Annotated in this window: 22 protein-coding genes; 15 read left to right on the forward strand and 7 right to left on the reverse strand. The window is 62.6% G+C overall.

The genetic code is table 11. The annotated features are described in order from the left end of the window. Positions 1-12 precede the first annotated feature (12 nt). Complete coding sequence (locus NKH29_RS00595; protein WP_352482929.1) at positions 13-1,170, forward strand: ABC transporter permease; 1,158 nt, start codon at positions 13-15, stop codon at positions 1,168-1,170. 79 nt (positions 1,171-1,249) lie between these two features. Continuing rightward, positions 1,250-3,673 carry a dipeptide ABC transporter ATP-binding protein gene (locus tag NKH29_RS00600; protein WP_352482930.1) on the forward strand — a complete coding sequence of 808 codons (2,424 nt, stop codon included), beginning with the start codon at positions 1,250-1,252 and terminating at the stop codon, positions 3,671-3,673. 15 nt (positions 3,674-3,688) lie between these two features. Here NKH29_RS00600 and NKH29_RS00605 read toward each other — a convergent pair whose 3' ends face one another. Next, a complete protein-coding gene (locus NKH29_RS00605) occupies positions 3,689-4,279 on the reverse strand; it encodes a transglycosylase SLT domain-containing protein (RefSeq protein WP_352495143.1) in 591 nt (196 codons plus the stop codon). A 218-nt stretch (positions 4,280-4,497) separates the two neighbouring features. Here NKH29_RS00605 and NKH29_RS00610 point away from each other — a divergent pair, with 218 nt between their 5' ends. Both NKH29_RS00610 and NKH29_RS00615 read left to right on the forward strand, forming a co-directional pair. Continuing rightward, a complete protein-coding gene (locus NKH29_RS00610; protein ID WP_352495144.1) occupies positions 4,498-6,036 on the forward strand; it encodes a trimethylamine methyltransferase family protein in 1,539 nt (512 codons plus the stop codon). A gap of 79 nt (positions 6,037-6,115) precedes the next feature. After that, positions 6,116-8,557 (forward strand): GcvT family protein, encoded by a 2,442-nt coding sequence (locus NKH29_RS00615; protein WP_352998796.1) that lies wholly within the window; start codon positions 6,116-6,118, stop codon positions 8,555-8,557. Between the two features lie 4 nt (positions 8,558-8,561). Here NKH29_RS00615 and NKH29_RS00620 read toward each other — a convergent pair whose 3' ends face one another. Next, a complete protein-coding gene (locus NKH29_RS00620) occupies positions 8,562-8,954 on the reverse strand; it encodes a DoxX family protein (protein ID WP_023720867.1) in 393 nt (130 codons plus the stop codon). Positions 8,955-9,135: 181 nt separating this feature from the next. On the opposite strand from NKH29_RS00620, the gene NKH29_RS00625 reads away from it, so the two are divergent. Then, positions 9,136-9,642 (forward strand): hypothetical protein, encoded by a 507-nt coding sequence (locus NKH29_RS00625; protein WP_031194518.1) that lies wholly within the window; start codon positions 9,136-9,138, stop codon positions 9,640-9,642. A gap of 117 nt (positions 9,643-9,759) precedes the next feature. Here NKH29_RS00625 and NKH29_RS00630 read toward each other — a convergent pair whose 3' ends face one another. After that, complete coding sequence (locus tag NKH29_RS00630) at positions 9,760-10,536, reverse strand: VOC family protein (RefSeq protein ID WP_023720865.1); 777 nt, start codon at positions 10,534-10,536, stop codon at positions 9,760-9,762. Between the two features lie 412 nt (positions 10,537-10,948). On the opposite strand from NKH29_RS00630, the gene NKH29_RS00635 reads away from it, so the two are divergent. The 5 genes from NKH29_RS00635 (at position 10,949) to NKH29_RS00655 (ending at position 15,160) form a co-directional block, all read left to right on the forward strand. Continuing rightward, positions 10,949-12,313 carry an NAD(P)-dependent oxidoreductase gene (locus tag NKH29_RS00635; protein WP_352814708.1) on the forward strand — a complete coding sequence of 455 codons (1,365 nt, stop codon included), beginning with the start codon at positions 10,949-10,951 and terminating at the stop codon, positions 12,311-12,313. 2 nt (positions 12,314-12,315) lie between these two features. Beyond that, complete coding sequence (gene preA, locus NKH29_RS00640; RefSeq protein WP_352495148.1) at positions 12,316-13,629, forward strand: NAD-dependent dihydropyrimidine dehydrogenase subunit PreA; 1,314 nt, start codon at positions 12,316-12,318, stop codon at positions 13,627-13,629. A gap of 103 nt (positions 13,630-13,732) precedes the next feature. Further along, entirely contained in the window at positions 13,733-14,251 is a 519-nt protein-coding gene (locus tag NKH29_RS00645) for an RrF2 family transcriptional regulator (protein ID WP_352495149.1), read from the forward strand. A gap of 13 nt (positions 14,252-14,264) precedes the next feature. Then, positions 14,265-14,723: a carboxymuconolactone decarboxylase family protein gene (locus NKH29_RS00650; protein ID WP_352495150.1), complete on the forward strand. Its 459-nt coding sequence runs from the start codon at positions 14,265-14,267 to the stop codon at positions 14,721-14,723. A gap of 59 nt (positions 14,724-14,782) precedes the next feature. Further along, entirely contained in the window at positions 14,783-15,160 is a 378-nt protein-coding gene (locus tag NKH29_RS00655; RefSeq protein ID WP_023720860.1) for a DoxX family protein, read from the forward strand. Positions 15,161-15,188: 28 nt separating this feature from the next. Here the strand turns inward: NKH29_RS00655 and NKH29_RS00660 are convergent, their stop codons facing one another. Continuing rightward, positions 15,189-15,911, reverse strand: a complete 723-nt coding sequence (locus NKH29_RS00660) for an SDR family oxidoreductase (RefSeq protein ID WP_352855218.1) — start codon at positions 15,909-15,911, stop codon at positions 15,189-15,191. Beyond that, positions 15,908-16,759 (reverse strand): SDR family NAD(P)-dependent oxidoreductase, encoded by an 852-nt coding sequence (locus NKH29_RS00665; RefSeq protein ID WP_352998797.1) that lies wholly within the window; start codon positions 16,757-16,759, stop codon positions 15,908-15,910. Before NKH29_RS00665 ends, NKH29_RS00660 begins: the two co-directional genes overlap by 4 nt. A 105-nt stretch (positions 16,760-16,864) precedes the next feature. Here NKH29_RS00665 and NKH29_RS00670 point away from each other — a divergent pair, with 105 nt between their 5' ends. Further along, the gene (locus NKH29_RS00670; RefSeq protein WP_352963008.1) at positions 16,865-17,737 is read left to right on the forward strand and encodes a helix-turn-helix transcriptional regulator; all 873 of its coding nucleotides are present in this window, start codon (positions 16,865-16,867) and stop codon (positions 17,735-17,737) included. A gap of 10 nt (positions 17,738-17,747) precedes the next feature. Here NKH29_RS00670 and NKH29_RS00675 read toward each other — a convergent pair whose 3' ends face one another. Next, on the reverse strand, positions 17,748-18,389 hold the full coding sequence (locus tag NKH29_RS00675; RefSeq protein ID WP_352482943.1) for a TetR family transcriptional regulator C-terminal domain-containing protein: 642 nt from the start codon (positions 18,387-18,389) through the stop codon (positions 17,748-17,750). A 243-nt stretch (positions 18,390-18,632) separates the two neighbouring features. Here NKH29_RS00675 and aptA point away from each other — a divergent pair, with 243 nt between their 5' ends. From aptA to NKH29_RS00695, 4 genes are all read left to right on the forward strand, one after another. Beyond that, positions 18,633-19,961, forward strand: a complete 1,329-nt coding sequence (gene aptA / locus NKH29_RS00680) for an omega-aminotransferase AptA (RefSeq protein ID WP_023720855.1) — start codon at positions 18,633-18,635, stop codon at positions 19,959-19,961. Between the two features lie 68 nt (positions 19,962-20,029). Next, entirely contained in the window at positions 20,030-21,280 is a 1,251-nt protein-coding gene (locus NKH29_RS00685; protein ID WP_352639733.1) for a Zn-dependent hydrolase, read from the forward strand. Between the two features lie 64 nt (positions 21,281-21,344). Further along, on the forward strand, positions 21,345-22,796 hold the full coding sequence (gene hydA, locus NKH29_RS00690) for a dihydropyrimidinase (RefSeq protein ID WP_023720852.1): 1,452 nt from the start codon (positions 21,345-21,347) through the stop codon (positions 22,794-22,796). A 29-nt stretch (positions 22,797-22,825) separates the two neighbouring features. After that, positions 22,826-23,164, forward strand: coding sequence for a hypothetical protein (locus tag NKH29_RS00695; RefSeq protein WP_352814703.1), 339 nt, complete (start codon positions 22,826-22,828; stop codon positions 23,162-23,164). 35 nt (positions 23,165-23,199) lie between these two features. Here NKH29_RS00695 and NKH29_RS00700 read toward each other — a convergent pair whose 3' ends face one another. Next, on the reverse strand, positions 23,200-23,604 hold the full coding sequence (locus NKH29_RS00700) for a cupin domain-containing protein (protein ID WP_023720850.1): 405 nt from the start codon (positions 23,602-23,604) through the stop codon (positions 23,200-23,202). Between the last annotated feature and the right edge of the window lie 108 nt (positions 23,605-23,712).

The raw sequence follows: 23,712 nt of genomic DNA on the forward strand, positions 1-23,712 counted from the left end.
GAGACCGGGCGGATGCAGGTCGAATATCTCAGCGCCTTCAACGTCGTACTCGGCGTGCTTACCCGCTTCTGGCCGGTCTGGATCGCTCTCGCCCTGGTGATGGGGGCGAGCTTCGGCTACAAGAAGAAGCTTGGCCTTTACGGCCAGCTTTTCGACAGCGGCGTCGGCATCGTCGGCGTCGGCATCTGCCTGTTCTGGCTGTTCACGGCGATCTTCGCATCGACCGTCGCGCCCTTCGATCCGCTCGCCCAGGTGCCGATCATGAAGGACGCGCTGCCGGGCGCGATCGAGCCGGCGTCGAAACTTGTATACTATTTCGGCGGCGACAAGCTCGCCCGCGACGTGTTCTCCCGCATGGTCTATGGCAGCCAGATCGTGCTGATCATCGCGCCGGCGGCAACCGGCTTTGCGCTGATGGTCGGCATCACGCTCGGCTTGCCGGCTGGCTATTACGGCGGCAGGATCGATACGGTGCTGTCCTTCCTCGCAAACCTTGTGCTGGCCTTCCCGGTGATCCTGCTGTTCTACCTGCTGGTGACGCCAGGCATCATGGACACGCCGATCCCCTACGCGATGGCCGGGCTGTTCTTCCTGTTTCCGATCATCTTCTTCAGTGTGCTGTTCTGGACGCGCTATAAGAACCGCCCCGACCGCCTCTATATCCTGCTTGGCTTGACGTTGGTCGTTGGCGGCTGGATCTATGCCGGCCTTGTCTTCGACGCCGATCCGTTCAAGATCATCCACATCGATCCTAACCAGCTCAACATCTTCGTGGCAGTGGTGTTCGCCTCCAGCCCGGGCGTGTTCCGCATCGTGCGCGGCCTGGTCATGGATATCAAAACGCGCGACTATGTTGCGGCGGCGCAGACGCGCGGTGAATCGCCCTGGTACATCATGCTGTGGGAGATATTGCCCAATGCGCGCGGGCCGCTTATCGTCGACGCCTGCCTGCGCATCGGCTACACCACGATCCTGCTCGGCACGCTCGGCTATTTCGGGCTGGGACTGGCGCCGGAAAGCCCGGACTGGGGCACGGCGATCAAGGATGCCAGCCGGCTGCTGCGCTCGTTCATCCACCCGGCGCTGCCGCCGACGATCGCATTGATGTCGTTCGTGCTCGGCCTCAACCTCCTGGCGGATTCGTTGCGCGAACAGTCGATGAAGGATTGATGCCGGGAAAGATTGAACCGGGAAAGATCGATGCCGGGTTCGGCCCGACATGCCTGCAGAACAAGGATTGGAGCGACCCATGAATGAGGCAGTTCGAAATCCCGCCAAGCCGACCAATGGGCCGACCAGTGGGCCGATCATCGAGATCGAGAACCTGTCGATCTCCTTCTTCACCCGCAAGGGCGAGATCCCGGCCGTCATGGATTTTTCCTGCACGGTCATGCCCGGCGAGGCGATGGGCATCGTCGGCGAATCCGGCTGCGGCAAGTCGACCGTGTCGCTCGGCATCATGCGCGACCTCTCCAACATCGGAAAGATCGTCGGCGGAAAGATCAAGTTCCAGGGCAAGGACATGGGAGAACTGTCCGACGAGGAACTGCGCGCCATCCGCGGCAACAAGATCGCGATGATCTACCAGGAGCCTATGGCCAGTCTGAACCCGGCGATGAAGGTCGGCCAGCAGCTGATGGAAGTGCCACTGATCCACGACAAGGTGTCGAAGGACGAAGCCCATAAACGCGCTTTGGAAATGGTGCGCGCGGTGAAGCTGCCGGATCCCGAGCGCATGATGCGTTCCTACCCGCACCAGCTTTCCGGCGGCCAGCAGCAGCGCATCGTCATTGCCATGGCGCTGCTGTCGAAGCCTGCGCTGCTTCTGCTCGACGAGCCGACGACAGCGCTCGACGTGACGGTTGAGGCCGGTATCGTCGATCTGGTCAAGGGGCTGGGCGAGAAGTTCGGGACCTCGATGATCTTCGTGTCGCACAATCTCGGCCTGATCCTGGAGACCTGCGACCGCATCACGGTGATGTATTCGGGCGAAGCGGTGGAGACGGGCAAGATCAAGGACGTCTTCGACCGGATGCGCCATCCCTACACGCAAGGCCTGTTCCGCTCGATCCCGTTGCCGGGCGCCGACAAGAATTCGCGGCCTCTGATATCCATTCCGGGGCAGTTGCCGCTGCCGCACGAGCGGCCGAAGGGCTGCAATTTCGGCCCGCGCTGCCACCATTTCGTCGAGGGCGTCTGCAACGCCGCCGAAATTCCGATGATCGCGGTCGAAGGCCATGACGGGCATTTCTCGCGCTGCGTACGCTTCAACGAGATCGACTGGGAGGCGCTGCCGCCTGGCGCCAAGAAAGTCAACGAGCGCGTGGTGCCCGGTGCGCCGGTGCTCCAGATCGAAGACCTCAGGAAGTACTACAAAGTCGGCGGCAGCGAAGTGTTCGGCTCGAGCGAAGGACGTGTCGTCAAGGCCAACGAGACGATCTCTTTCATGGCGCGCGAATCCGAGACCGTCGCTATCGTTGGCGAATCCGGCTGCGGAAAATCGACCCTGGCCAAGGTGTTGCTCGGCCTCGAAACGGCAAGCTCCGGCCGCGTGAAGCTGGGCAACAAGGAAATCCAGTCGACCGGGATCGAGAAGCGCAGCGTCGACACCGTGTCGTCGATCCAGATGGTGTTCCAAAATCCGTTCGACACACTCAATCCCAGCCATTCGGTCGGTTCGCAGATCATCCGTACGCTGGAAAAGTTCAATGTCGGCGACACGGTGGCCGACCGCCGCAAGCGGATGCTGGAACTGCTCGATCTGGTGAAGCTGCCAAGGGCATTCGAGACGCGCAAGCCGCGCCAGCTTTCAGGTGGCCAGAAACAGCGCATCGGCGTGGCGCGGGCCTTTGCCGGCGACGCCAAGGTGGTGGTGGCCGACGAGCCGGTCTCGGCGCTGGATGTGTCCGTCCAGGCGGCGGTGACCGAACTCTTGATGGACATCCAGCGCAAGAACAAGACCACGATGCTGTTCATCAGCCACGATCTGTCGGTGGTGCGCTACATCGCCGACCGCGTCGTCGTCATGTATCTCGGCTATATCGTCGAGCAAGGCACGACCGACCAGATATTTTCGCCGCCCTATCACCCCTATACCGAGGCGCTGCTGTCGGCGATCCCGATTGCCGATACCAGCGTGGTGAAAAGGCATATCGTGCTCGAAGGCGACATTCCGTCGGCGATGAACCCGCCCTCGGGCTGCCCGTTCCAGACGCGCTGCGGCTACAAGAAACTTGTGCCGGACAATCTTTGCGAAACTACGGTGCCGCCGGTCAAAAATCTCGGCGACGGTCATATGAGCCTGTGCTGGCTGGCCGACGACGTGCTGGCAAAAATGGAGCCGGTGATTAAATTCGACAAGGAACACGCGGCGAATGAGGGCGTGCCGGATGATGCAAACCACGGTGTTGGCCCGGGCTTTGCTGGAGATCCGCCCAAGCGCCCGCATGGCAAGACTGGCAGCGTTGAAGCCGATGCCGAGGGTCAGGCAGCGGAGAATGCCGAAGCGGTCGCCAAAGCCCGCCGTCACGAGGTTCGCGACGAGGTTTCAGAGACCGGCGGCATCTCAAGCTCTGCCGATAGCGCGGTGGCACCAATCACGCCGCCGACAGTCGGCGACGGCCGCCAAGCTGAGAACGCCACGCGCAAGCCGCGCAAACCCAAGGGCGGCTGAAATACCGTTGATATGCTAGGGCGCGCATTGCCGTAGCTGCGCGGCGTAGTCCTGCGCCATCTGTTCGGTGGCGTGCGCATAGCGCTGCACGTCGGCGCCGCCGCGATTGCCGCGCTTATAGGCATTCCAGCCAAGATAGTAGGCGAGATACAGATTGTAGGTGTCGTTGCGGGCGACGCCGAGCGTGTCGGCGGTCTTGGAATGATACCAGCCGACAAAATCGACGGCATCGGCAAACCTGGTGCGGCGCGCCGCCCAACTGCCGGTCTCGTTCTGGTATTGCGCCCAGGTGCCGTCGAGCGCCTGCGAGAAGCCGGTGGCACTGGAGATATGTTTCCAGGGAATGAAGCCCAGCAGCTTGGTGCGCGGCGGCCTGGCGTTGCTCTTGAAGCCGGATTCCTTGCGCACCGTCGCCATCAGCACGGGGACCGGCACCCCATATTTCTGCTCGGCGCGCTGTGCCGCCGCCTGCCAGTTGTCGAACCAGCCATCGTTCTGGTCGAAAACGGCGCAGACATCGTTGATGTGGTTCGGCGGCGTCGCGCATGCCGAAAGCGTCAGCGGCACGGCAATCGCTACAATTTTACTAAAACTCGACCTACGCATTGGAAGAGCATTAGGCCGAAAACATAAAAGGAATCTTGCGGCGTTCCTTAACGGCTCGTCGGCCGCTTTGGCAGGCGCTGAGGAAGTATGAAGATTCCGACGTTTGTTGTCGCTTTTACCGATATGCAATTCCCGGAATGGCGCCTTGGCTAAAATCACGCCCGCAGGTGGCGGATTCTTGACAGCTCGATCCTCGTGCCGGCGCTTTGATGCGCCGCATGAGCGAACCAAGACGCAAGCGCGGCGCCGAGCGAACGAGCAACAGGGGACCGACCGCCATCCCGCAACTGCCGCTCAGGCGGGTGACAAACCCTTATCCGCCGATGGCGATGCTCTCGGCCGACCAGATCGAGGCGATCCATGAAGCCTCTATGCATATCCTGGAGAATTTCGGCATCGAGGTGATGAGCCCGCGGGCGCTGTCGCTGTTCGAGAAGGCCGGGGCCAAGGTCGATCATGCCTCGATGAACGTCCGCATCGATCGCGGCATGATCGAGGAAGCGCTGAAGACGACACAGTCCAGCTACACTCTGACGCCGCGCAATCCCGCCCATGCCGTCCACCTCGGCGGCAATACCATCAACTTCACGCTCGTCGCCGGGCCGCCCAATGTGCACGACATGGAGCGCGGCCGCCGTGCCGGCAATTTGCGCGATTATTCCGATCTCGTCCGCCTGGCGCAGCATTTCAACTGCATCCACATGCTCGGCAACCAGGTCTGCGCGCCGGTGGAATTGCCGGCGAATTCCCGTCATCTCGACACCTATTTCGCCAATCTGACGCTGACGGACAAAAGCTTTCACGTCTCGGCCATCGGCCGTGGCAGGGCGCTCGACGGCATCAAGATGATGGCAATCGCGCGCGGACTGACGCTTGACGAGATGCGCGACGATCCCGGGGTCACCACGATCATTTCGGTCAACTCGCCGCGCCGCTTCGACGAGATGATGGCCGAGGGGCTGATGACGATGGCCGAGTTCGGCCAGTCGGTGGCGGTGACGCCGTTCACGCTGATGGGAGCGATGAGCCCGGTGACGCTTGCCGGCGCGCTCGCCCAGCAGAATGCCGAGGCGCTGTTTGGCGTTGTGCTGACGCAGCTCGTCCGTCGCGGCGCGCCGGTGATGTATGGCGCCTTCACCTCCAATGTCGATATGAAATCGGGCGCGCCGGCCTTCGGCACGCCTGAAAATACCAAGGCGAACATCGCGTCCGGACAGTTGGCGCGGCGTTACAAGCTGCCTTATCGCACGACACCGGGCTCAGCCTCCAATGCCGCCGACGCGCAAGGCGCCTATGAGACGCTGATGGCGCTGTGGGGCGCGGTGCTAGGCCACGGCAACCTCGTCTATCACGCCGCCGGCTGGCAGGAGGGCGGACTAACTGCATCGTTCGAAAAGTTCATCATCGACGTCGAGATGATCCAGCACATGATGGAGTTTTTGCGCCCGATCGAAGTCAACGAGGCCGAGCTTGCCGTCGAGGCTCTGGGTGCGGTTCCGACCGGCGGCCACTTCTTCGGCGAGCCACACACGCTGGAGCGCTACGCCACGGCCTTCTACCAGCCGATACTGTCCAACTGGCAGAACTACGAGGCCTGGCAGGAGGCCGGTGGGCTCGACGCCACGTCGCGTGCGACCAGGCTGTGGAAGAAGGCGCTGGAGGACTACGCCGAGCCGGTGATGGAAATCTCCAGGCGCGAGGCGCTGGAGGCGTACCTAGCCAAGCGCAAGGAAGCGATCGGGCAGAGCGAGCCTTAAGCACCACTCTTCTCGGATTCATCTTCTTCTCTTCCAGAATCATGAAACCCATCCAACTCTTTGAAATGACGAGAATCCCATGAAATCACATGCAAAGGTCGTGGTTATTGGCGGTGGCGTCGTCGGGTGCTCCGTGCTGTTCCATCTGGCCCGGCACGGCTGGACCGACATCGTGCTCCTGGAGCGCGATGAATTGACCTCCGGCTCGACCTGGCACGCGGCCGGCGGCATGCACACGATCAACGGCGATCCCAATGTCGCCAAGCTGCAGAAATACACGATCTCGCTCTACAAGGAGATTGAGGAACTGTCCGGCCAGGCGACCGGCGTGCATCTGACCGGCGGTGTGCTGCTGGCGGCGACCGAGGCGCGGCTCGACTGGCTGCGCGGCGTTGTCGCCAAGGGCCGCTATCTCGGCATCGAGCTCGAGGAGATATCGCCGGCCGAAGCCGCCGAACTGATGCCTCTGCTCGATCCCAAGCAGTTCGTCGGTGCCGTCCGCAACAAGGAGGATGGCCATCTCGATCCATCCGGCGTTACCCACGCCTACGCCAAGGCCGCGAGGAAGCTTGGGGCCGAGGTTGAGCGCTTCACCAAGGTCGAGGACATCGTGCGGCGCGCCGACGGGCTGTGGCGCGTCATTACCAACAAGGGCGAGGTGGTGGCCGAGCATGTCGTCAACGCCGGCGGCCTGTGGGCGCGCGAGGTCGGCCGCATGGTCGGGCTGGAGCTGCCGGTGCTGGCGATGGAGCACATGTACCTGATCACCGAGGACATGCCGGAAGTCGCCGCCTGGAACCAGAAGACCGGCACGGAAATCATCCATGCAGTCGACTTTGATGGCGAGCTCTATCTGCGTCAGGAGCGCGGCGGCATGCTGATGGGTACTTACGAAAAGGCCAACAAGCCATGGTCCGAGTTCCAGACGCCGTGGAACTTCGGCCACGAGTTGCTCGAGCCCGACATCGACCGCATCGCGCCATCGCTGGAGGTCGGCTTCCGGCATTTCCCGGCCTTCCAGAACACCGGTATCAAGCAGATCATCAACGGGCCCTTCACCTTCGCGCCGGACGGCAATCCGCTGGTCGGGCCGGTGCGCGGCCTGCCGGGGTTCTGGGTGGCCTGTGGTGTCATGGCCGGGTTCTCACAGGGGGGCGGCGTCGGGCTGGCGCTGTCGAACTGGATGATCGAGGGCGATCCCGGCGCCGACATCTGGGCGATGGATGTGTCGCGCTACGGTGACTGGGCCACGATGGCCTATACCAACGCCAAGGTGCGCGAAAACTATTCGCGGCGGTTTTCGATCCGCTTCCCCAACGAGGAACTGCCCGCTGGACGGCCGCTCAAGACCACACCGGTCTATGATCTCCTGTCGGCCAAAGGCGCGCAATGGGGCGTCGCCTATGGGCTGGAAGTGCCGCTATGGTATGCGCCGGAAGGCGTGAGGGACGAGTTCTCGTGGCGGCGCTCGAGCGATTTCGAGCATGTCGCAAATGAGGTCAAGACCGTTCGAGAAGGCGTTGGCCTGTCGGAGATTTCGAGCTTCGCCAAATACAAGGTGACGGGCGAGGGCGCTGCAGCCTGGCTCGACCGCCTGCTTGCCTGCAAGCTGCCAAGGCCCGGCCGCATGACGCTGGCGCCGATGCTGAAGGAAGACGGCAGGCTGATTGGCGATTTCACGCTAGCCAATCTCAGCAGCCCAAATTCGGAAAGGGACGGCTGGTTCCTGGCCGGCTCCGGCGTCGCCGAGCAGTACCATATGCGGTGGTTCGAAGCGCATCTGCCGAAGGACGGCTCGGTCAGTATCGAAGCGCTGGGAGCAAAACTCACCGGCTTATCGATCGCCGGGCCGAGCACGCGGAACCTTCTTGAAAAGGTCACACGATCTGATGTGTCGAATACGGCCTTTCCGTTCATGGCCATCAGCAAGATGGACATCGGCATGGCGCCGTGTCTGGTCGGGCGTGTCAGCTACACCGGCGATCTCGGCTACGAGATCTGGGTGGCGCCGGAATATCAGCGCGCCGCCTATCAGGCGCTGATGGCGGCGGGCGAAGAATTCGGCATCGGCCTGTTCGGCTCGCGAGCGCTCAACGCATTGCGGCTGGAAAAGAATTACGGCTCATGGGCGCGCGAATACCGGCCGATCTATGGGCCGCTGGAGGCCGGCCTCGATCGCTTCGTCGCCTATGCCAAGGAGGCCGATTTCATCGGCAAGCAGGCGGCGCTGGCAGAGCGCAAGCAAGGCGGCAGACTGCGGCTGCGGGCCTTTGTCGTCGATGCTGTCGATGCCGACGTCATCGGCGACGAACCAATCTGGCATGGCGGCACCGTGCGCGGCTGGGTCACGTCGGGCGGCTATGCGCATCATTCGAAAAAATCCGTCGCTATCGGCTATGTGCCGAAAGAGATTGCCGACGAAGTCGACGGTTTTGAGATCGAGCTTCTGGGCAAACGCCATGTTGCGCGCATGCAGCCGGTCCCACTGTTCGACGCGAACTTCGAGCGGATGCGTGGGTGAGGTTTCAGGCGCTGCGGCGGTTATCCAGCGCCAATGCGCCGGCGCCGGCGAATACCAGATAGAGGAAGATGAAGCAGAACGATATTGCCGCATCGCCACCATTGTTGACCGGGAAGAAGTCGCGCGGCATGTGCGCCATGAAATAGGCGATCGCCATCTCACCGCTGAGAAGGAATGCCACCGGCCTAGTGAAAAGCCCCAATACCAGCAGGATGCCACCGGCGAATTCCAGGATGGCCGCGGTCAGCGATAGCCCGCTCAGGGCGCCGGCATGGTCGCCGACGGGGAAATTGAACAGCTTTTGCGTACCATGTTCGATGAATTGCAGTGCCGTCACGAAGCGCAATGCGGCCAGAGCCTGCAGCTGATATCTGACAAGACCGTCGAAAAGCTTCATCTAAGACTCCATTTTACCCCCGAACCGGCCATAGATCATCGCCCGACAGGGGACCATTCACTTCGCATGGCCCGCCAGCCACAATCAGTGATTGGAAATGTTCCTCGTTCTTTTAATATTTTTCTCTCCAGGGTTGTATTTTAAATGCTATAGTTGTAGTGATATCCAGACACTCCAAACCATGTGGGTTCCGTTTGCCATGAGAAAAGTCGTCGTCAGCCTATTCGCCATCCTTGCAGGCACCAGCGTCGCCACGGCCGACGATGCCGGCTGTGCTGCCTTCAAATGGCCGGTGACGCGCGAGGAGGCCCTGTTTGCGGCGGCGCCCGCCGCGCAGTCCGGCGCTGACCTTTCGGTCGGCGAGGCTGCAGATGTGGCGTTGGCGCCGGTCGGCACGATCAGCTTCACCGTTCCGCCGGAACGCGCGCCGGCAGCCGGTACATTCGGCGCGATGGCGAGCGTGGCCGTGCCCCCGGAGGGAGAGCTCCAGATCAGCCTGTCTGATGAGGCTTGGATCGATGTCGTTCAGGACGGTAAAGCCGTGAAGTCGGCGGCTTTCAGTGGTATAAAAACCTGTCCGGGGATCCGCAAGAGCGTGCGCTTCAAGCTAGCCGCCGGCCCGGCGACCATCCAGCTCAGCGGCGCCAAGAAGCCCGATCTCAAAGTTTCCGTGCTGACGCCGGAATAGTTCTCAAAGAGCGTAAGGTTGGAGGGACAGCGCCCCTCTCTGTCCTGCCGGACATCTCCCCCACGAGGGGGGAGATCGGTTTTTGCTGCCGGTTTCGCCAATCGCGACGCGACGTTGCTACCGCACCGGTGCCATTAGCGCGAAATGGGCGCCTTGCGGGTCTGTGCACTGCACGATCCAGCTGCCGCCGGGGACCTCCATCGGACCCATCAGGATCTTGCCGCCATTGTCGGTGACGCGCTTGGCTGCCGCGTCGATGCCGGGCACGTTGAAATAGAACTGCCAGACCGGCATCGGGATCTGCTCGGGCTTGTTCATTATGCCGCCAACGGGCTCGCCGCCGAAGGCGAAAAGCTGGTAGACGCCCATCGGACCCATATCCATGGCGTCGCCCTTCTCCCAGCCGAACTGACTGGAATAGAAATCGGACGCCGCCTTCCAGTCTGATGTGTAGAGCTCATGCCAGCCGATGTTGCCGGGTGTCGCCAATGGTAGCGGCGGCTGGTCGGGACCGCTGGGCTGCAGGAAGTTGAACATCGCGCCTTGCGGATCGGCAACGACGGCGAAGCGGCCAACGCCCGGAATGTCGTCTGGCTCGCGGTGAACCGCGCCACCAGCCTTCTTGAGGGAGGCCGTTGCGGCATCGACATCCCTGGTGAGGATATAACCGATCCAGGCCGGCGGCATTCCCATCTTGCGCGCGTCATCGGGCAGCGTCATCAGCCCGCCGACGCCGCGCTCGCCGACATTCATGACGATATAGCGCGGCATGCCCGGCGCCCCGTCGAAAGGCTGCCCCCGCCAGCCTACCACGGCGGTGTAGAACGCCTCGGCGGCGTCGAGATCGGTGGTCATCAGCTCGTACCAGAAGAAGGGCATGGGGGACTGTGGCATTGTCGTGCTCCTTGCGGTTTTTCGATCATGCGCGATCCATTCTAGGACGATCTTCACGACGAAAATCCGACAGCCAACCAAAAAAGATGACGGCAAACCGGAAATGTTACCGGGTTGCGCGCCCTGTGGTTTTCGACTTTGCTTGCAGTCAACGAGGGGTTGTTGATCCATGCGCCGGATGTCGCTCACTTCCGAACTTGTCGCGCTGTGCGACGAGATCAGGTTGATCCATGGCAACGCTCCTGAATGCGGTTCCGTACCTGCTTCGTGACGTATATGGCCGTTTGGAAAAACATGATTATTACAGTCATGTTTGTTGAAGCTTTTCAGTCGCTTGCGCCGAAAATTGACCAATTGATAAAAAAATAAAACGTGCTAGCCTTCCCCAAAACAAGAACATGGGGAACTGACGATGGCAGAAGGCCAGTTCAAGCAAGGCATTGCCGGCGGGCGGCTTTCGCCGGAACAATACGCCGATAATTTCGCCGACCTGCATCCGCCGCTCGATCACCACGAGGCGCTGGTCGAGTCCGACCGCTGCTACTTCTGCTATGACGCGCCGTGCATGAATGCATGCCCGACCTCGATCGACATCCCGCTGTTCATCCGCCAGATTTCGACGGGCAATCCGATCGGCTCAGCCAAGACGATTTTCGACCAGAACATCTTGGGCGGCATGTGCGCCCGCGTCTGCCCGACCGAGACGCTGTGCGAAGAGGTCTGCGTGCGCGAAGTGGCCGAAGGCAAGCCGGTGCAGATTGGTCGCCTGCAGCGCTACGCCACCGATGTCGCCATGGCCGAAAACAAGCAGTTCTACAAGCGCCCCGAACCGACCGGCAAGACCGTCGCCGTGGTCGGCGCCGGTCCGGCCGGGCTAGCGGCCGCGCATCGGCTCGCCCGCTACGGCCACGACGTGACCATCCTGGAAGCCCGCCCGAAGGCCGGCGGCCTTAATGAATACGGTATCGCGGCCTATAAGAGCGTCGACAATTTCGCCCAAGCCGAGGTGGACTATGTCACGTCGATCGGCGGCATTGACATCCAGAACGGCAAGGCGCTCGGCCGTGATTACCAGCTGTCGGACCTGACCCGGAATTACGACGCGGTGTTCCTCGGCATGGGGCTTGCCGGCGTCAATGCCTTGCGAGCGGATGGCGAGGAGGCGCAAGGCGTCACCAATGCTGTCGAGTTCATTGCCGAGCTCCGTCAGGCCAGTGATCTGGCCAGCCTGCCGGTCGGCCGGCGTGTTGTCGTCATCGGCGGCGGCATGACGGCGATCGACGCGGCGGTGCAATCGAAGCTGCTCGGGGCCGAAGAGGTGACGATCTGCTATCGGCGCGGCCCGGAGCACATGAACGCCTCCGAATTCGAGCAGGACCTGGCCGCTGCCAACGGCGTCATCATCCGGCACTGGCTGCAGCCGAAGCGGGTCATTGCCGATGGCGGCAAGGTGTCGGCGATCGAGCTCGAATACACCGCGATGGACGGCGACCGGCTCGTCGGCACCGGCGAGCGGCTGACACTGACCGCCGACCAGGTGTTCAAGGCGATCGGCCAGAGTTTTGTCCCGGCTGCGCTCAACGGCAGCGGGGCTTTGCTTGACCTGGAAGCCGGCCGCATCAAGGTCGACGCCGAAGGCCGCACCTCGCTGCCAAACGTCTGGGCCGGCGGCGACTGCATCTTTGGCGGCGACGACCTGACCGTCTCGGCCGTCGCGCAAGGCCGCGACGCGGCGGAAAGCATTCATCGGGCACTTGCCTCGAACGGGAGGGCATGAGCATGGCAGACATCCGCAATAATTTCGTCGGCATCAAATCGCCGAACCCGTTCTGGCTGGCCTCGGCGCCGCCGACCGACAAGGCCTACAACGTCATCCGCGCCTTCAAGGCGGGCTGGGGCGGCGTTGTCTGGAAGACGCTCGGCGAAGAGGGTCCGCCGGTGGTCAACGTTAATGGCCCGCGCTACGGCGCGATCTGGGGCGCCGATCGTCGCCTGCTTGGCCTGAACAATATCGAGCTGATCACCGATCGTGACCTGCAGGTCAATTTGCGCGAGATCAAGCAGGTCAAGATGGATTGGCCCGACCGGGCGATCGTCGTCTCGCTGATGGTGCCGTGCGAGGAGCATGCCTGGAAGGCTATCCTGCCGGTGGTCGAGGAGACCGGCGCTGATGGTATCGAGCTCAATTTCGGCTGCCCGCACGGCATGTCGGAACGCGGCATGGGTGCGGCGGTCGGCCAGGTGCCGGAATACATCGAAATGGTGGTGCGCTGGTGCAAGGCCAACACCCGCATGCCGGTCATCACCAAGCTGACGCCCAACATCACCGACATACGCAAGCCGGCACGCGCTGCCCTTGCCGGCGGCACCGACGCGGTGTCGCTGATCAACACCATCAATTCGATCACCGGCGTCAATCTCGACAATTTCGCACCGGAGCCGACGATCGACGGTAAGGGTTCGCATGGCGGCTATTGCGGTCCGGCGGTGAAGCCGATCGCGATGAACATGGTGGCCGAGATCGCGCGCGACCCGGAAACGCATGGCCTGCCGATCTCCGGTATCGGCGGCATCACCACCTGGCGCGACGCCGCCGAGTTCATGGCGCTCGGCGCCGGCAATGTGCAGGTGTGCACGGCGGCAATGACCTATGGCTTCAAGATCGTGCAGGAGATGATCGCCGGCCTGGAAAACTGGATGGACGAGAAGGGCCATGCCTCGCTCGACGACATCGTCGGCCGCGCCACGCCCAACGTCACCGACTGGCAGTATCTCAACCTCAACTATATCGCCAAGGCGCATATCGACCAGGACGCCTGTATCAAATGCGGCCGCTGCCACATCGCCTGCGAGGACACCTCGCACCAGGCGATCACCAGCATGGTGGACGGCGTCAGGCATTTCGAGGTGATCGAGGCCGAATGCGTCGGCTGCAATCTCTGCGTCAATGTCTGCCCGGTCGAGAACTGCATCACCATGGAGCCGCTGGCGGTCGGCGTGATGGACCAGCGCACCGGCAAGCCGGTGTCACCGATCTACGCCAACTGGACGACGCATCCGAACAACCCGATGGCCAAGGTGGCGGCGGAATAGCATTGCGAAAAAAAAGCGGCGTTCACGGGCGCCGCTTTTTTAATTTCCCTATTGCGGACAAAGATTATCCACGATAATCTATATCCATGACTAGGAGAGCGAAATGAAGCTGGGTGAGGGCGTCGAAGCGGCCATCCACTGCGCCGCGATGCTTGCTGGCGTTGATGGCGCCGCGACCATGCCGGGTGCTGCCATGGCGGAAGCGTTCGGGCTGTCGCCGAGCTATCTCCTCAAGCATCTCAACATGCTGACGGTGTCGGGCATTCTGGAATCGGTTCCGGGGCCGTCCGGCGGCTACCGGCTGGCGCGGCCGGCGGAACGCATTACGCTGCTCGATATCGTGTTGGCCGTCGAAGGGCGAGAACCGGCCTTTCGCTGCGCCGAAATCCGCCAGCGCGGCCCCGCCAGGCTCGATGCCTCGGTTTATGTCAAACCCTGCGGCATCAAGGTGGCGATGCTGAAGGCCGAGCGTGCCTACCGCGCAGCGCTCGCCGACGCCCGGCTGTCCGACATCGTTGCAGAATACACGGCCGATGCCGATCCCCGTTCGGTCGCCGCCAACTGCGCCTTCGTCGAGCGCCGTCAGCGTCCGCAGAAATCAAGTTCAACCAAGCAAGCATGAAAGGCTAAAAACGATGAAAGAGAGGCTGCAATTTTTCGGCGCGGCGCCGGAGATCATGAAGGCGGTGTCGGTGCTCAACAAGGCAGTCGACGAATGCGGGCTCGAAAAAAGCCTGTTGCATCTGATCAAGCTCAGGGCGTCGCAGATCAACGGCTGCTCGTATTGCGTCGAGATGCACAGCCGCGAGGCGCGCCACGACGGCGAGAGCGAGCAGCGGCTCTATCTCGTCTCCGCCTGGAAGGAATCGCCGCTATTTTCAGAGCGCGAACGCGCAGCCTTTGCCTGGACCGACGCGCTGACCAGGATCGCCGACAACGGTGTTTCGGACGAACTCTACGCAAGGACGCTCGAGCATTTTTCGGAGCAGGAGTTGGTCAAGCTGTCGGTTGCACTCGGCATGATCAACACCTGGAACCGACTTTGCGTTCCGTTCCATGCAATCCATCCGATGCCGGCGGTCATGGCCGCTTGAGCATGGACCAGGCGCGCGGCCTGCGTCGCGCGCCTCTTTTCTGCCCAAGGACCAACAGCATGTTTTCAAGCTTTGATAGTGAGATTCTATTCGCGGCCCGCCTGCTGCTCGGCGGCGCCTTTGTCTTTGCCGGCCTGCGCAACATCCAAAACGCGGCGTTCCTGACCCAATTGATGACGACGCGCGGCGTGCCGCAGGCGCGGCTGGTGCTCTGGCTGGGGATCGTCCTGCAGACCGTCACCGGAGCACTGGTGATCGCGGGCATCTGGACCGCTGCCGCCGCTCTGTGCCTGGTGTTGTTCCTTGTCGTTGCTACGCCGATGTTCCATAATTTCTGGGATCATCAGGGTCCCGAGCGCGCGTCCCGCATCAATGGCTTTGTCGGCAACGTCGCGCTGACCGGAGGATTTCTGGCGCTGATCGCGCAGTCGCTTTGAAAGCGATTGCCGCGTAGATGTAGCCGCGTTACGCCGCATACCGCAAGCCGCCGTCGCAGGTCAGGATCTGGCCGGTGACGAAGCTGTTCGAAACCAGGAACGCGATCGCCTCAGCAACGTCCTCGGCGCGGCCGATGCGGCCGACCGGCGTCTTGCCTGCATAATCGGCAAACACCGCATGGCGCTGTTCATCAGGCAAAAAATCCCACCAGGGCGTGTCAATGACGCCCGGCGCCACGACATTGACGCGTAACGGCTTCAGCTCCATTGCCAGGATCGGCACTACGGTCAGCAGCATGCCGTTGACGGCGGCGATGCCGGCGACACCCGGCGCCGACAATTGCGCCGACACCGCCGAGATGAAAGTCACCGAGCCGCTCTTGTTCAGCGTCGGCAAGGCGGCCTGCAGGCAGGAGAGCTGCGGCCGGACCTTCTCGTCGACGCCGCCGCCGATGTCGGTCAGGTCAAGCGTTTCGAACGGGCCGAGCCCCTTGCCGCCGCTCGCGGCCAGCACCAGGTGATCGAAAGGGCCGAGATCGCTGAAAAACCGGCGAACCTCGTCCGGCTTCGCGGCATCGAAGGCAGCTTTTCCGACGGCACCGCCAAGGCTTTGCCATGCGTTGTCGAGCCGTTCCCGGCTGCGCCCGGTGATCGTCACCTTCATGCCCGGGCCAAGCAGTTTTTTCGCGGTGGCGAGGCCGATGCCGGAGGAGCCGCCGACGACCACAGTGTGTTGCGCTTTCTCGATCATGAATTTTCTCTCTTCGATGTTGCGGAAGCCGGTGCGAGCCCGACAAGACCGAGGCTCAATTCCCGCAATCGACGTCGTGTCTTAGCGTCATAGGCTTGCGCATCGGCGCGGGATTCTTTTTGGCCGTCGAAATAGAGGCCGCTCCGCCCTTCCAGGGCCGGCGATGCGGCGAGGTTGATGATGGCTTCGGCGCCGGTTTCGACCGAGCTCCAGGGTGTGACGCCCGCCTGCCGCACCATCGTGGTGTTCATGTAGCTTGCCGGATGCAGGCTGTTGACCGTGACGCCGATGCCGTTCAGCTGCTCCGCCAGATCGATGGTGAACATGATCTGCGCCAGCTTGCTCTGGCAGTAGGCACGGACGCCGTCATAGGAGCGGGTCAGCATGACGTCGTCGAAATCGATCGCCTGCTGGCCGGCCGAGGCGACGTTGACAATGCGCGCCGGCGCGCTGGCCTTGAGCAGCGGCAGCAGCTCCGTGGTGAGCAGGAAACCGGCGAGATAGTTGACGGCAAAGCGCAGTTCGTAGCTGTCGGCGCTGACCTGTCGTTTGGCGTTGGGGCCGGCGGTGCCGACGCCGGCATTGTTGATGAGGACATCGAGTCGGCCCGTGCGGGCGCGAACAGCCTCGGCGAGGCGGCGGACCTCGGCCAGGGAGGAGAGATCGGCCACGAGCAACTCGGCTTTGCCGCCGGCGGCTTCGATCTCGGCCACGATCGCCTTGCCCCTGGTCGCGTCGCGGCCATGCACCAGGATGCGGGCGCCGCCGGCGCCGAGCCTTTGCGCGACGACGCGGCCGACGCCGTCGGTCGAACCGGTGATGAGGATTGTCTTGTCTTTCAGTTCCATGTTCAGAGCCTCCATCTCATCGCTCTGAGCGGAAAGATGGGGCACCAGCCACTTGCCAAACAGTTCAAACTTTATCCTGGTATCGGTACTGCTATAATAGCGGCCATGGATTCCACCGCGCATTCCGCCGAAGACAGCCGCCGCCGCGAGCTCGGCGCCTTCCTGCGTTCGCGGCGCGAAAGGCTGACGCCTTCGGCCACCGGCATCTCGACCGGCTTACGCCGGCGCACGCCCGGGCTGCGGCGCGAGGAGGTGGCGATGATCGCCGGCGTCGGCACGACCTGGTACACCTGGCTGGAGCAGGGCCGCGACGTTCGGCCGTCGGTGGAAGTGCTGACCGCACTCAGCCAGGCGCTGCGCCTGGACGCGGCTGAGCAACGGCATCTGTTTATTCTCGCCGGCCGGCCGCAGCCGGAGCGTCGCGTCGACGCGCCGGAAAAGATCGACGGCCCCTTGCTGCACATGCTGCAGAGCCTGGTCCTGCAGCCGGCCTATGTCGTCGGGCGGCGCTGGGATGTGCTGGCCTGGAACCCGGCGGCGGCAGCCGTGTTCGGCGATTATGGCCTGCTGGAGGGCGATGCCCGCAACATCGTCCATATGGTTTTCACCAGCCCGCAGCATCGGCGCCTGCTCGCCGACTGGGAGGAACTGGCGCGCGCCGTGCTGGCGTCATTCCGGGCGGAAAGCGCGAAGTATGTCGGCGATCCGGATTTCGAGCGGTTGATTGCGCTGATGACGCGTTCAAGCCCGGAGTTCCGCGCCTGGTGGCCGCTGCGCGATGTGGCCCGCAACCTATCGGGTGTGAAGCATGTCAGGCATCCGATAGCGGGCGCCATGGCGTTCGAACATATGAGCCTGTCGATCGACGACGGCTCGGACATGAAGCTGATCGTCTACACGCCGCTCGCCGAGCAGAATTCGATCGCCAAGCTGCAGAAGCTGCTCGATGCGCTGCCGGCCGCGCGGCGCAGCGCGTGAACCATCAAGGCTAGTCTTTCGGCTTCAGCCCGTCGATGAACAGTTGCTCGAGAAACCTTGCGGCATCCTCGAAGCGGCCGTCGCCGCCGCGGTCGGGGCCGAGCACGGCGCGGACCTGGACGTCGAAATCGGCATAATGCTGCGTCGTCGCCCAGATCGAGAAGATCAGGTGCCAGGGGTCGGTGCGGGCAATCTTGCCGGCGCGCATCCAGCCCTTGATGACGTTGGCTTTCTCGTCGACCAGCGTCTTCAACTCACCTTCCAGCATCGGCATGATGCGCGGCGCGCCCTGCAGGATCTCATTAGCGAATAGCCGGCTCTCGCGCGGGAAATCGCGCGCCATTTCGAGCTTGCGCCTGATGTAGTTGCGCAGTTCGGTCAGCGGATCGCCAATGTCGTCGAGTTCGCGCAGCGGCGCCAGCCAGGTGTCGAGAAGCCGTTGCATCAGCGTCTCGTGGATGTCCTCCTTGCGGCGGAAATAATAGAGCAGGTTCGGCTTCGACATGCCGGCGGCTTCGGCGATCTGGTCGATGGTCGAACCGCGAAAACCGTTGGTGGAGAAGACTTCGAGCGCCGCCTCCAGAATGAGCTCGCGCTTTTCCAGCTGGATGCGGGTGCGGCGTGGAGCGGAGCTTTCGACCGCCCCCGTCACCTCGAACAACCTTCGCTGTGAGGAGCGTCTGGACCAATTCTCTGGACCAGTTTTTCCCCGCCCTGTGGAGCGCACTTCGAAAGCCGCATTTCCGCTAGTAATCCCTTGACCGCTGATAAGGCGGTGCTAACGTTTGTCCAACCGGTCAAAAATTTGCGTAGCACGAAAACGCAGCAAAGACCAAGTGTTGGAAAGACCAAGCGTTAGCCGCACCGAAACAGGTTACAAGGGGAAGTCTTGGTCATGTCCAACCGGCTGAAAGTCACGCCGAACGATCTCAGCGCATTCTGGATGCCGTTCACGGCAAACCGGCAGTTCAAGCAGGCGCCGCGCATGATGGTGTCGGCCAAGGACATGCATTACACGACCAGCGACGGGCGCAAGGTTCTCGACGGCACCGCCGGCCTGTGGTGCGTCAATGCCGGCCACTGCCGCCCGAAGATCACCGAGGCGATCCAGAGCCAAGCGGCAGAGCTCGACTATGCGCCGGCCTTCCAGATGGGCCACCCGATCGTGTTCGAGCTGGCCAATCGCCTGGTCGACATCGCCCCGAAGGGCATGGACCATGTGTTCTTCACCAATTCCGGCTCGGAATCAGTCGAGACGGCGCTGAAGATGGCGATCGCCTATCACCGCGTAAAAGGCGAGGGCTCGCGCACCCGGCTGATCGGCCGCGAGCGCGGCTATCACGGCGTCAATTTCGGCGGCATCTCGGTCGGCGGCATCGTCACCAACCGCAAGATGTTTGGCACGCTGCTCGGCGGCGTAGATCACATGCCACACACGCATTTGCCGGAAAGGAACTCCTTCACGAAAGGCGTGCCCGAGCATGGCGCGGAACTGGCCAACGAGCTGGAACGCATCGTCGCCTTGCACGACGCGTCGACCATCGCCGCAGTCATCGTCGAACCGGTTGCCGGTTCCACCGGCGTCATCCTGCCGCCGAAGGGCTATCTGCAGAAGCTGCGCGAGATCTGCACCAAGCACGGCATCTTGCTGATCTTCGACGAGGTCATCACCGGTTTTGGCCGCCTCGGCACGCCGTTTGCCGCCGACTATTTCGGTGTCACCCCGGATATCATGACGACGGCCAAGGGCGTCTCCAATGGCGTCATCCCGATGGGCGCGGTGTTCGTCAAGAAGGAAATCCACGACGCCTTCATGACCGGGCCCGAGCATATGATTGAGTTCTTCCACGGCTACACCTATTCGGGCAATCCGATCGCCTGCGCGGCGGCGCTGGGCACACTCGACACCTACAAGGAAGAGGGGCTGCTGACGCGCGGCGAGGAACTGGCGCCGTACTGGGAGGACGCGCTGCACTCGCTGAAGGGCGAACCGAACGTCATCGACATCCGCAACATCGGCCTGATCGGCGCGATCGAGCTGGCGCCGATCGCAGGCCAGCCGACGAAGCGCGCCTTCTCGGCTTTCGTCAAGGCGTTCGAGCGCGGTGCGCTGATCCGCACCACCGGCGACATCATCGCTCTGTCGCCACCGCTCATCATTACCAAGGGCCAGATCAACGAATTGATCGACCATGTGCGCGAAGTGCTGAGGGCGGTGGACTAGATGCTCCCCAACATGTAGGGCGACGACGGGAACCGTCGTCCTAATGTGAGTAAATGAGAGGAACTTGAATGGCCGCCCCCGGCGAGAATCTGCGAATCAATTCAGACCGTTTGTGGGATTCGATAATGGAGATGGCGAAGATCGGCCCCGGCATTGCCGGCGGCAATAATCGCCAGACCGTTACCGACGAGGATGGCGAAGGGCGGCATCTGTTCAAGCGCTGGTGCGATGAGGCGGGGCTCGAAATGGGCGTCGACGAGATGGGCACGATGTTTGCCCGTCGCGAAGGCACCGATCCCAGCCTGCCGCCGGTGTATGTCGGCAGCCATCTCGATACGCAGCCGACCGGCGGCAAGTATGACGGCGTGCTCGGCGTGCTCGGCGGCCTGGAGGTTGTGCGCTCGCTCGACGATCTCGGCATCAAGACCAAGCACCCGATCGTCGTCACCAACTGGACCAACGAGGAAGGCGCGCGCTTTGCGCCGGCGATGATGGCGTCCGGGGTATTCGCCGGCGTGCTCGATCAGGCCGAAATCTATTCGCATGTCGACAAGGACGGCAAGAAATTCGGCGAGGAGCTCGAACGGATCGGCTGGAAGGGCACCGAGAAAGTCGGTGAGCGCAAGATCCACGCCTTCTTCGAATTGCATATCGAGCAGGGCCCGATCCTCGAGGACGAGGGCATCGACATTGGCGTCGTCACCCATGGCCAGGGACTGAAATGGCTGCAGGTGACGCTGACCGGCAGGGAGGCGCATACCGGCTCGACGCCGATGCCGAAGCGGCGCAATGCCGGGCTCGGCATGGCGCGGGTGATCGAGTTGGTGCACGAGATCGCCATGGACTACCAGCCGGACGCCGTTGGCGCGGTCGGCCATATGGAGGTCTATCCGAACTCGCGCAACATCATCGCCGGTCGCACCGTCTTCACCATCGACATCCGCTCACCGGAAAAGGAAGTGCTGGACGCCATGGACGGCCGCATCCGGGAAGGCATCGACACGATCTGCGAGGCGCTCGACATTAAATATCAAATCGAGCAGGTCGGCCATTTCGATCCGGTCACTTTCGACGCGGGCTGCGTCAAGGCGGTGCGGGATGCGGCGGAGCGCCTGGGATATACGCATCGCAACATCGTCTCCGGCGCCGGCCACGACGCCTGCTGGATCAACCGCGTCGCACCGACGGCGATGGTGATGTGTCCCTGCGTCGACGGGCTCAGCCACAACGAGGCCGAGGAGATCACCAAGGAATGGGCAACGGCCGGCGCCGACGTGCTGTTCCACGCGGTGGTCGATACGGCGGTGATTGTCGAATGATGGGATAGCTGCCACCTCGCAACGCCGCTCGCAAGAAGCGCGAAAAGAATAAGGGAACAAGAAAATGTCCAAAGTCATCAAGAATGGCACCATCGTCACCGCGGACCGGACATGGAAGGCCGATGTGCTGTTCAGGCACGGCAAGATCGTCGGCATCGGGCCGGATCTGCATGGCGACCATGAGTTCGACGCCAGCGGCTGCTATGTCATGCCGGGCGGCATCGACCCGCATACCCACCTCGAAATGCCGTTCATGGGCACCTATTCGGCCGATGATTTCGAGAGCGGCACCCGCGCCGCGCTCGCCGGCGGCACGACGATGGTCGTCGATTTCTGCCTGCCCGCGCCGCAGCAGTCGCTGCTCGAGGCCTTGCAGATGTGGGACAACAAGACTTCGAAGGCTTCCTGCGATTATTCCTTCCACATGGCGATCACCTGGTGGGGCAAGCAGGTGTTCGACGAGATGGCCACCGTCGTCGACAGGGGCATCACCTCGTTCAAGCATTTCATGGCCTACAAGGGTGCGCTGATGGTCGATGACGACGAGCTGTATTCGTCGTTCCAGCGCTGTGCCGATCTCGGCGCGCTGCCGCTGGTCCATGCCGAGAATGGCGACGTGGTGGCGGCACTGTCGCAGAAGCTGCTGGCGGCGGGCAATAGTGGTCCGGAGGGACACGCCTATTCGCGCCCGCCGGAAGTCGAAGGCGAGGCGACCAATCGTGCCATCATGATCGCCGACATGGCCGGCGTGCCGCTCTATGTCGTGCATGTCTCCTGCGAGCAGGCCCACGAGGCCATCCGCCGGGCGCGCCAGAAAGGCATGCGGGTATTCGGCGAGCCGCTGGTCCAGCACCTGACGCTGGACGAGAGCGAATATTTCAACAAGGACTGGGACCATGCGGCGCGGCGCGTTATGAGCCCGCCCTTCCGCAACAAATGGCATCAGGATTCGCTGTGGGCCGGCCTGCAGGCTGGGTCACTGCAAGTGGTGGCGACCGACCATTGTGCCTTCACCACCAAGCAGAAGCGCAACGGCGTCGGCGACTTCACCAAGATCCCGAATGGCACGGGCGGGCTCGAGGATCGTTTGCCGGTGCTGTGGACGACCGGCGTCAACACCGGCCGGCTGACGATGAACGAGTTCGTCGCGGTGACCTCGACCAACATCGCCAAGATCCTCAACATGTACCCGAAGAAGGGCGCCATCGTCGAAGGCGCGGACGCCGACATCCTTGTCTGGGACCCGAAGCGCAAGAAGAAAATCACGGCCAAGAAGCAGCAGTCGGTCATCGACTACAACGTCTTCGAAGGTTTCGAGGTGACCGGCCTGCCACGCTACGTCTTCTCGCGCGGCGAACTGTCGATCGAGGAAAACGAGGTTAAGGCAAAGCCCGGCCATGGCGAGTTCGTCGCTCGCGAGCCGAACGCGGCGGTCAACCGGGCACTGTCGACCTGGAAGGAAATTTCCGCGCCGCGCAAGGTGGAGCGTACAGGCATCCCGGCGACGGGCGTTTGAGCTTGGCGAGCCACGGAGCGATCATCTCAATGGCCGCGGTGATCCTTGCCGCCGGGCCGGCGGCGGACGTCCTTGCCGGCTCCTTTGGCAATGAGGTCGGTTGCGCTGGTGTACGGCTCGGTTATCAGGACCGCGACGATTATGTCGTGCTGACCGCCGAGGGCGTCGAAACCTATGGCAGCGGCTGCGAGTTCGCACAGCCATTGACGACGACGCCTGGCACCCAGTTGTTGAGCTCCACCTGTTTCGCCGAGGGCGAGGAGGGGACGACCACAGATGTCGTCAAGGTCATCAACAAAGGAGGGGACGGTTTCTTCGTGACCATTCCCGGCCTTGAGGAGATAGGGCCGCTGAAATCATGTTCGTGACGGTGCCGATGACGGCCGCCGCCTCGACCCAGTCCTCAGGCGACCAACCCGTCCAGTTCCGGCAGCAGGACGACGCTTTCCTGTTCGTTGGGATCGGTGCGGGCAATAACCGCCGAGGCGGGGCTGTCGCTCAGATTGGCCGGCAGATGCGGCACACCGGGGGGAATATAGAAAAGATCGCCGGCCTTGACCACGATATGCTGTTCGAGCCGGTCGCCATACCAGGTATGGACTTCGCCGGAGAGCACATAGATCGCGGTTTCATGGTTTTCGTGCATATGCGCCTTGGCGCGGGCGCCCGGAGGCATGGTCAGCAGATGCATGCAGATACCGGAGGAGCCGACTGTTTCGGCGGCGATACCGGCGAAATAGCTCAGGCCCTGCTTGCCTTCATAAGAGCTTTCAGGGCGGATAAGATGGCACGTCGGTTTGGGCGACATCGGGGCAACTCCGGGCGTCTATCTGATGGGACAAGGGCACGTAGAACTGGGGCGCGTAGAACTGGCGCGAGTAGGACTGGGCGAGTGGAAAGCAACATCGGGGTAAAA

Origin of the sequence: Mesorhizobium sp. M1295, from assembly GCF_040318135.1 — a bacterium.
GTDB lineage: Bacteria > Pseudomonadota > Alphaproteobacteria > Rhizobiales > Rhizobiaceae > Mesorhizobium.

What these genes read in the sequence shown, in the direction of transcription:
- NKH29_RS00650 (WP_352495150.1), top strand. Translation starts at nt 14,265, where the DNA reads ATGAAAGAGAGGCTGCAATTTTTCGGCGCGGCGCCGGAGATCATGAAG.
- NKH29_RS00610 (WP_352495144.1), top strand. Translation starts at nt 4,498, where the DNA reads ATGAGCGAACCAAGACGCAAGCGCGGCGCCGAGCGAACGAGCAACAGG.
- NKH29_RS00625 (WP_031194518.1), top strand. Translation starts at nt 9,136, where the DNA reads ATGTGGGTTCCGTTTGCCATGAGAAAAGTCGTCGTCAGCCTATTCGCC.
- NKH29_RS00655 (WP_023720860.1), top strand. Translation starts at nt 14,783, where the DNA reads ATGTTTTCAAGCTTTGATAGTGAGATTCTATTCGCGGCCCGCCTGCTG.
- NKH29_RS00665 (WP_352998797.1), bottom strand. Translation starts at nt 16,759, where the DNA reads ATGGAACTGAAAGACAAGACAATCCTCATCACCGGTTCGACCGACGGC.
- NKH29_RS00630 (WP_023720865.1), bottom strand. Translation starts at nt 10,536, where the DNA reads ATGCCACAGTCCCCCATGCCCTTCTTCTGGTACGAGCTGATGACCACC.
- NKH29_RS00635 (WP_352814708.1), top strand. Translation starts at nt 10,949, where the DNA reads ATGGCAGAAGGCCAGTTCAAGCAAGGCATTGCCGGCGGGCGGCTTTCG.
- NKH29_RS00620 (WP_023720867.1), bottom strand. Translation starts at nt 8,954, where the DNA reads ATGAAGCTTTTCGACGGTCTTGTCAGATATCAGCTGCAGGCTCTGGCC.
- preA (WP_352495148.1), top strand. Translation starts at nt 12,316, where the DNA reads ATGGCAGACATCCGCAATAATTTCGTCGGCATCAAATCGCCGAACCCG.
- NKH29_RS00615 (WP_352998796.1), top strand. Translation starts at nt 6,116, where the DNA reads ATGAAATCACATGCAAAGGTCGTGGTTATTGGCGGTGGCGTCGTCGGG.
- NKH29_RS00645 (WP_352495149.1), top strand. Translation starts at nt 13,733, where the DNA reads ATGAAGCTGGGTGAGGGCGTCGAAGCGGCCATCCACTGCGCCGCGATG.
- NKH29_RS00660 (WP_352855218.1), bottom strand. Translation starts at nt 15,911, where the DNA reads ATGATCGAGAAAGCGCAACACACTGTGGTCGTCGGCGGCTCCTCCGGC.
- NKH29_RS00685 (WP_352639733.1), top strand. Translation starts at nt 20,030, where the DNA reads ATGGCCGCCCCCGGCGAGAATCTGCGAATCAATTCAGACCGTTTGTGG.
- hydA (WP_023720852.1), top strand. Translation starts at nt 21,345, where the DNA reads ATGTCCAAAGTCATCAAGAATGGCACCATCGTCACCGCGGACCGGACA.
- NKH29_RS00670 (WP_352963008.1), top strand. Translation starts at nt 16,865, where the DNA reads ATGGATTCCACCGCGCATTCCGCCGAAGACAGCCGCCGCCGCGAGCTC.
- NKH29_RS00595 (WP_352482929.1), top strand. Translation starts at nt 13, where the DNA reads ATGCAGGTCGAATATCTCAGCGCCTTCAACGTCGTACTCGGCGTGCTT.
- aptA (WP_023720855.1), top strand. Translation starts at nt 18,633, where the DNA reads ATGTCCAACCGGCTGAAAGTCACGCCGAACGATCTCAGCGCATTCTGG.
- NKH29_RS00695 (WP_352814703.1), top strand. Translation starts at nt 22,826, where the DNA reads ATGGCCGCGGTGATCCTTGCCGCCGGGCCGGCGGCGGACGTCCTTGCC.
- NKH29_RS00600 (WP_352482930.1), top strand. Translation starts at nt 1,250, where the DNA reads ATGAATGAGGCAGTTCGAAATCCCGCCAAGCCGACCAATGGGCCGACC.
- NKH29_RS00605 (WP_352495143.1), bottom strand. Translation starts at nt 4,279, where the DNA reads ATGCGTAGGTCGAGTTTTAGTAAAATTGTAGCGATTGCCGTGCCGCTG.
- NKH29_RS00700 (WP_023720850.1), bottom strand. Translation starts at nt 23,604, where the DNA reads ATGTCGCCCAAACCGACGTGCCATCTTATCCGCCCTGAAAGCTCTTAT.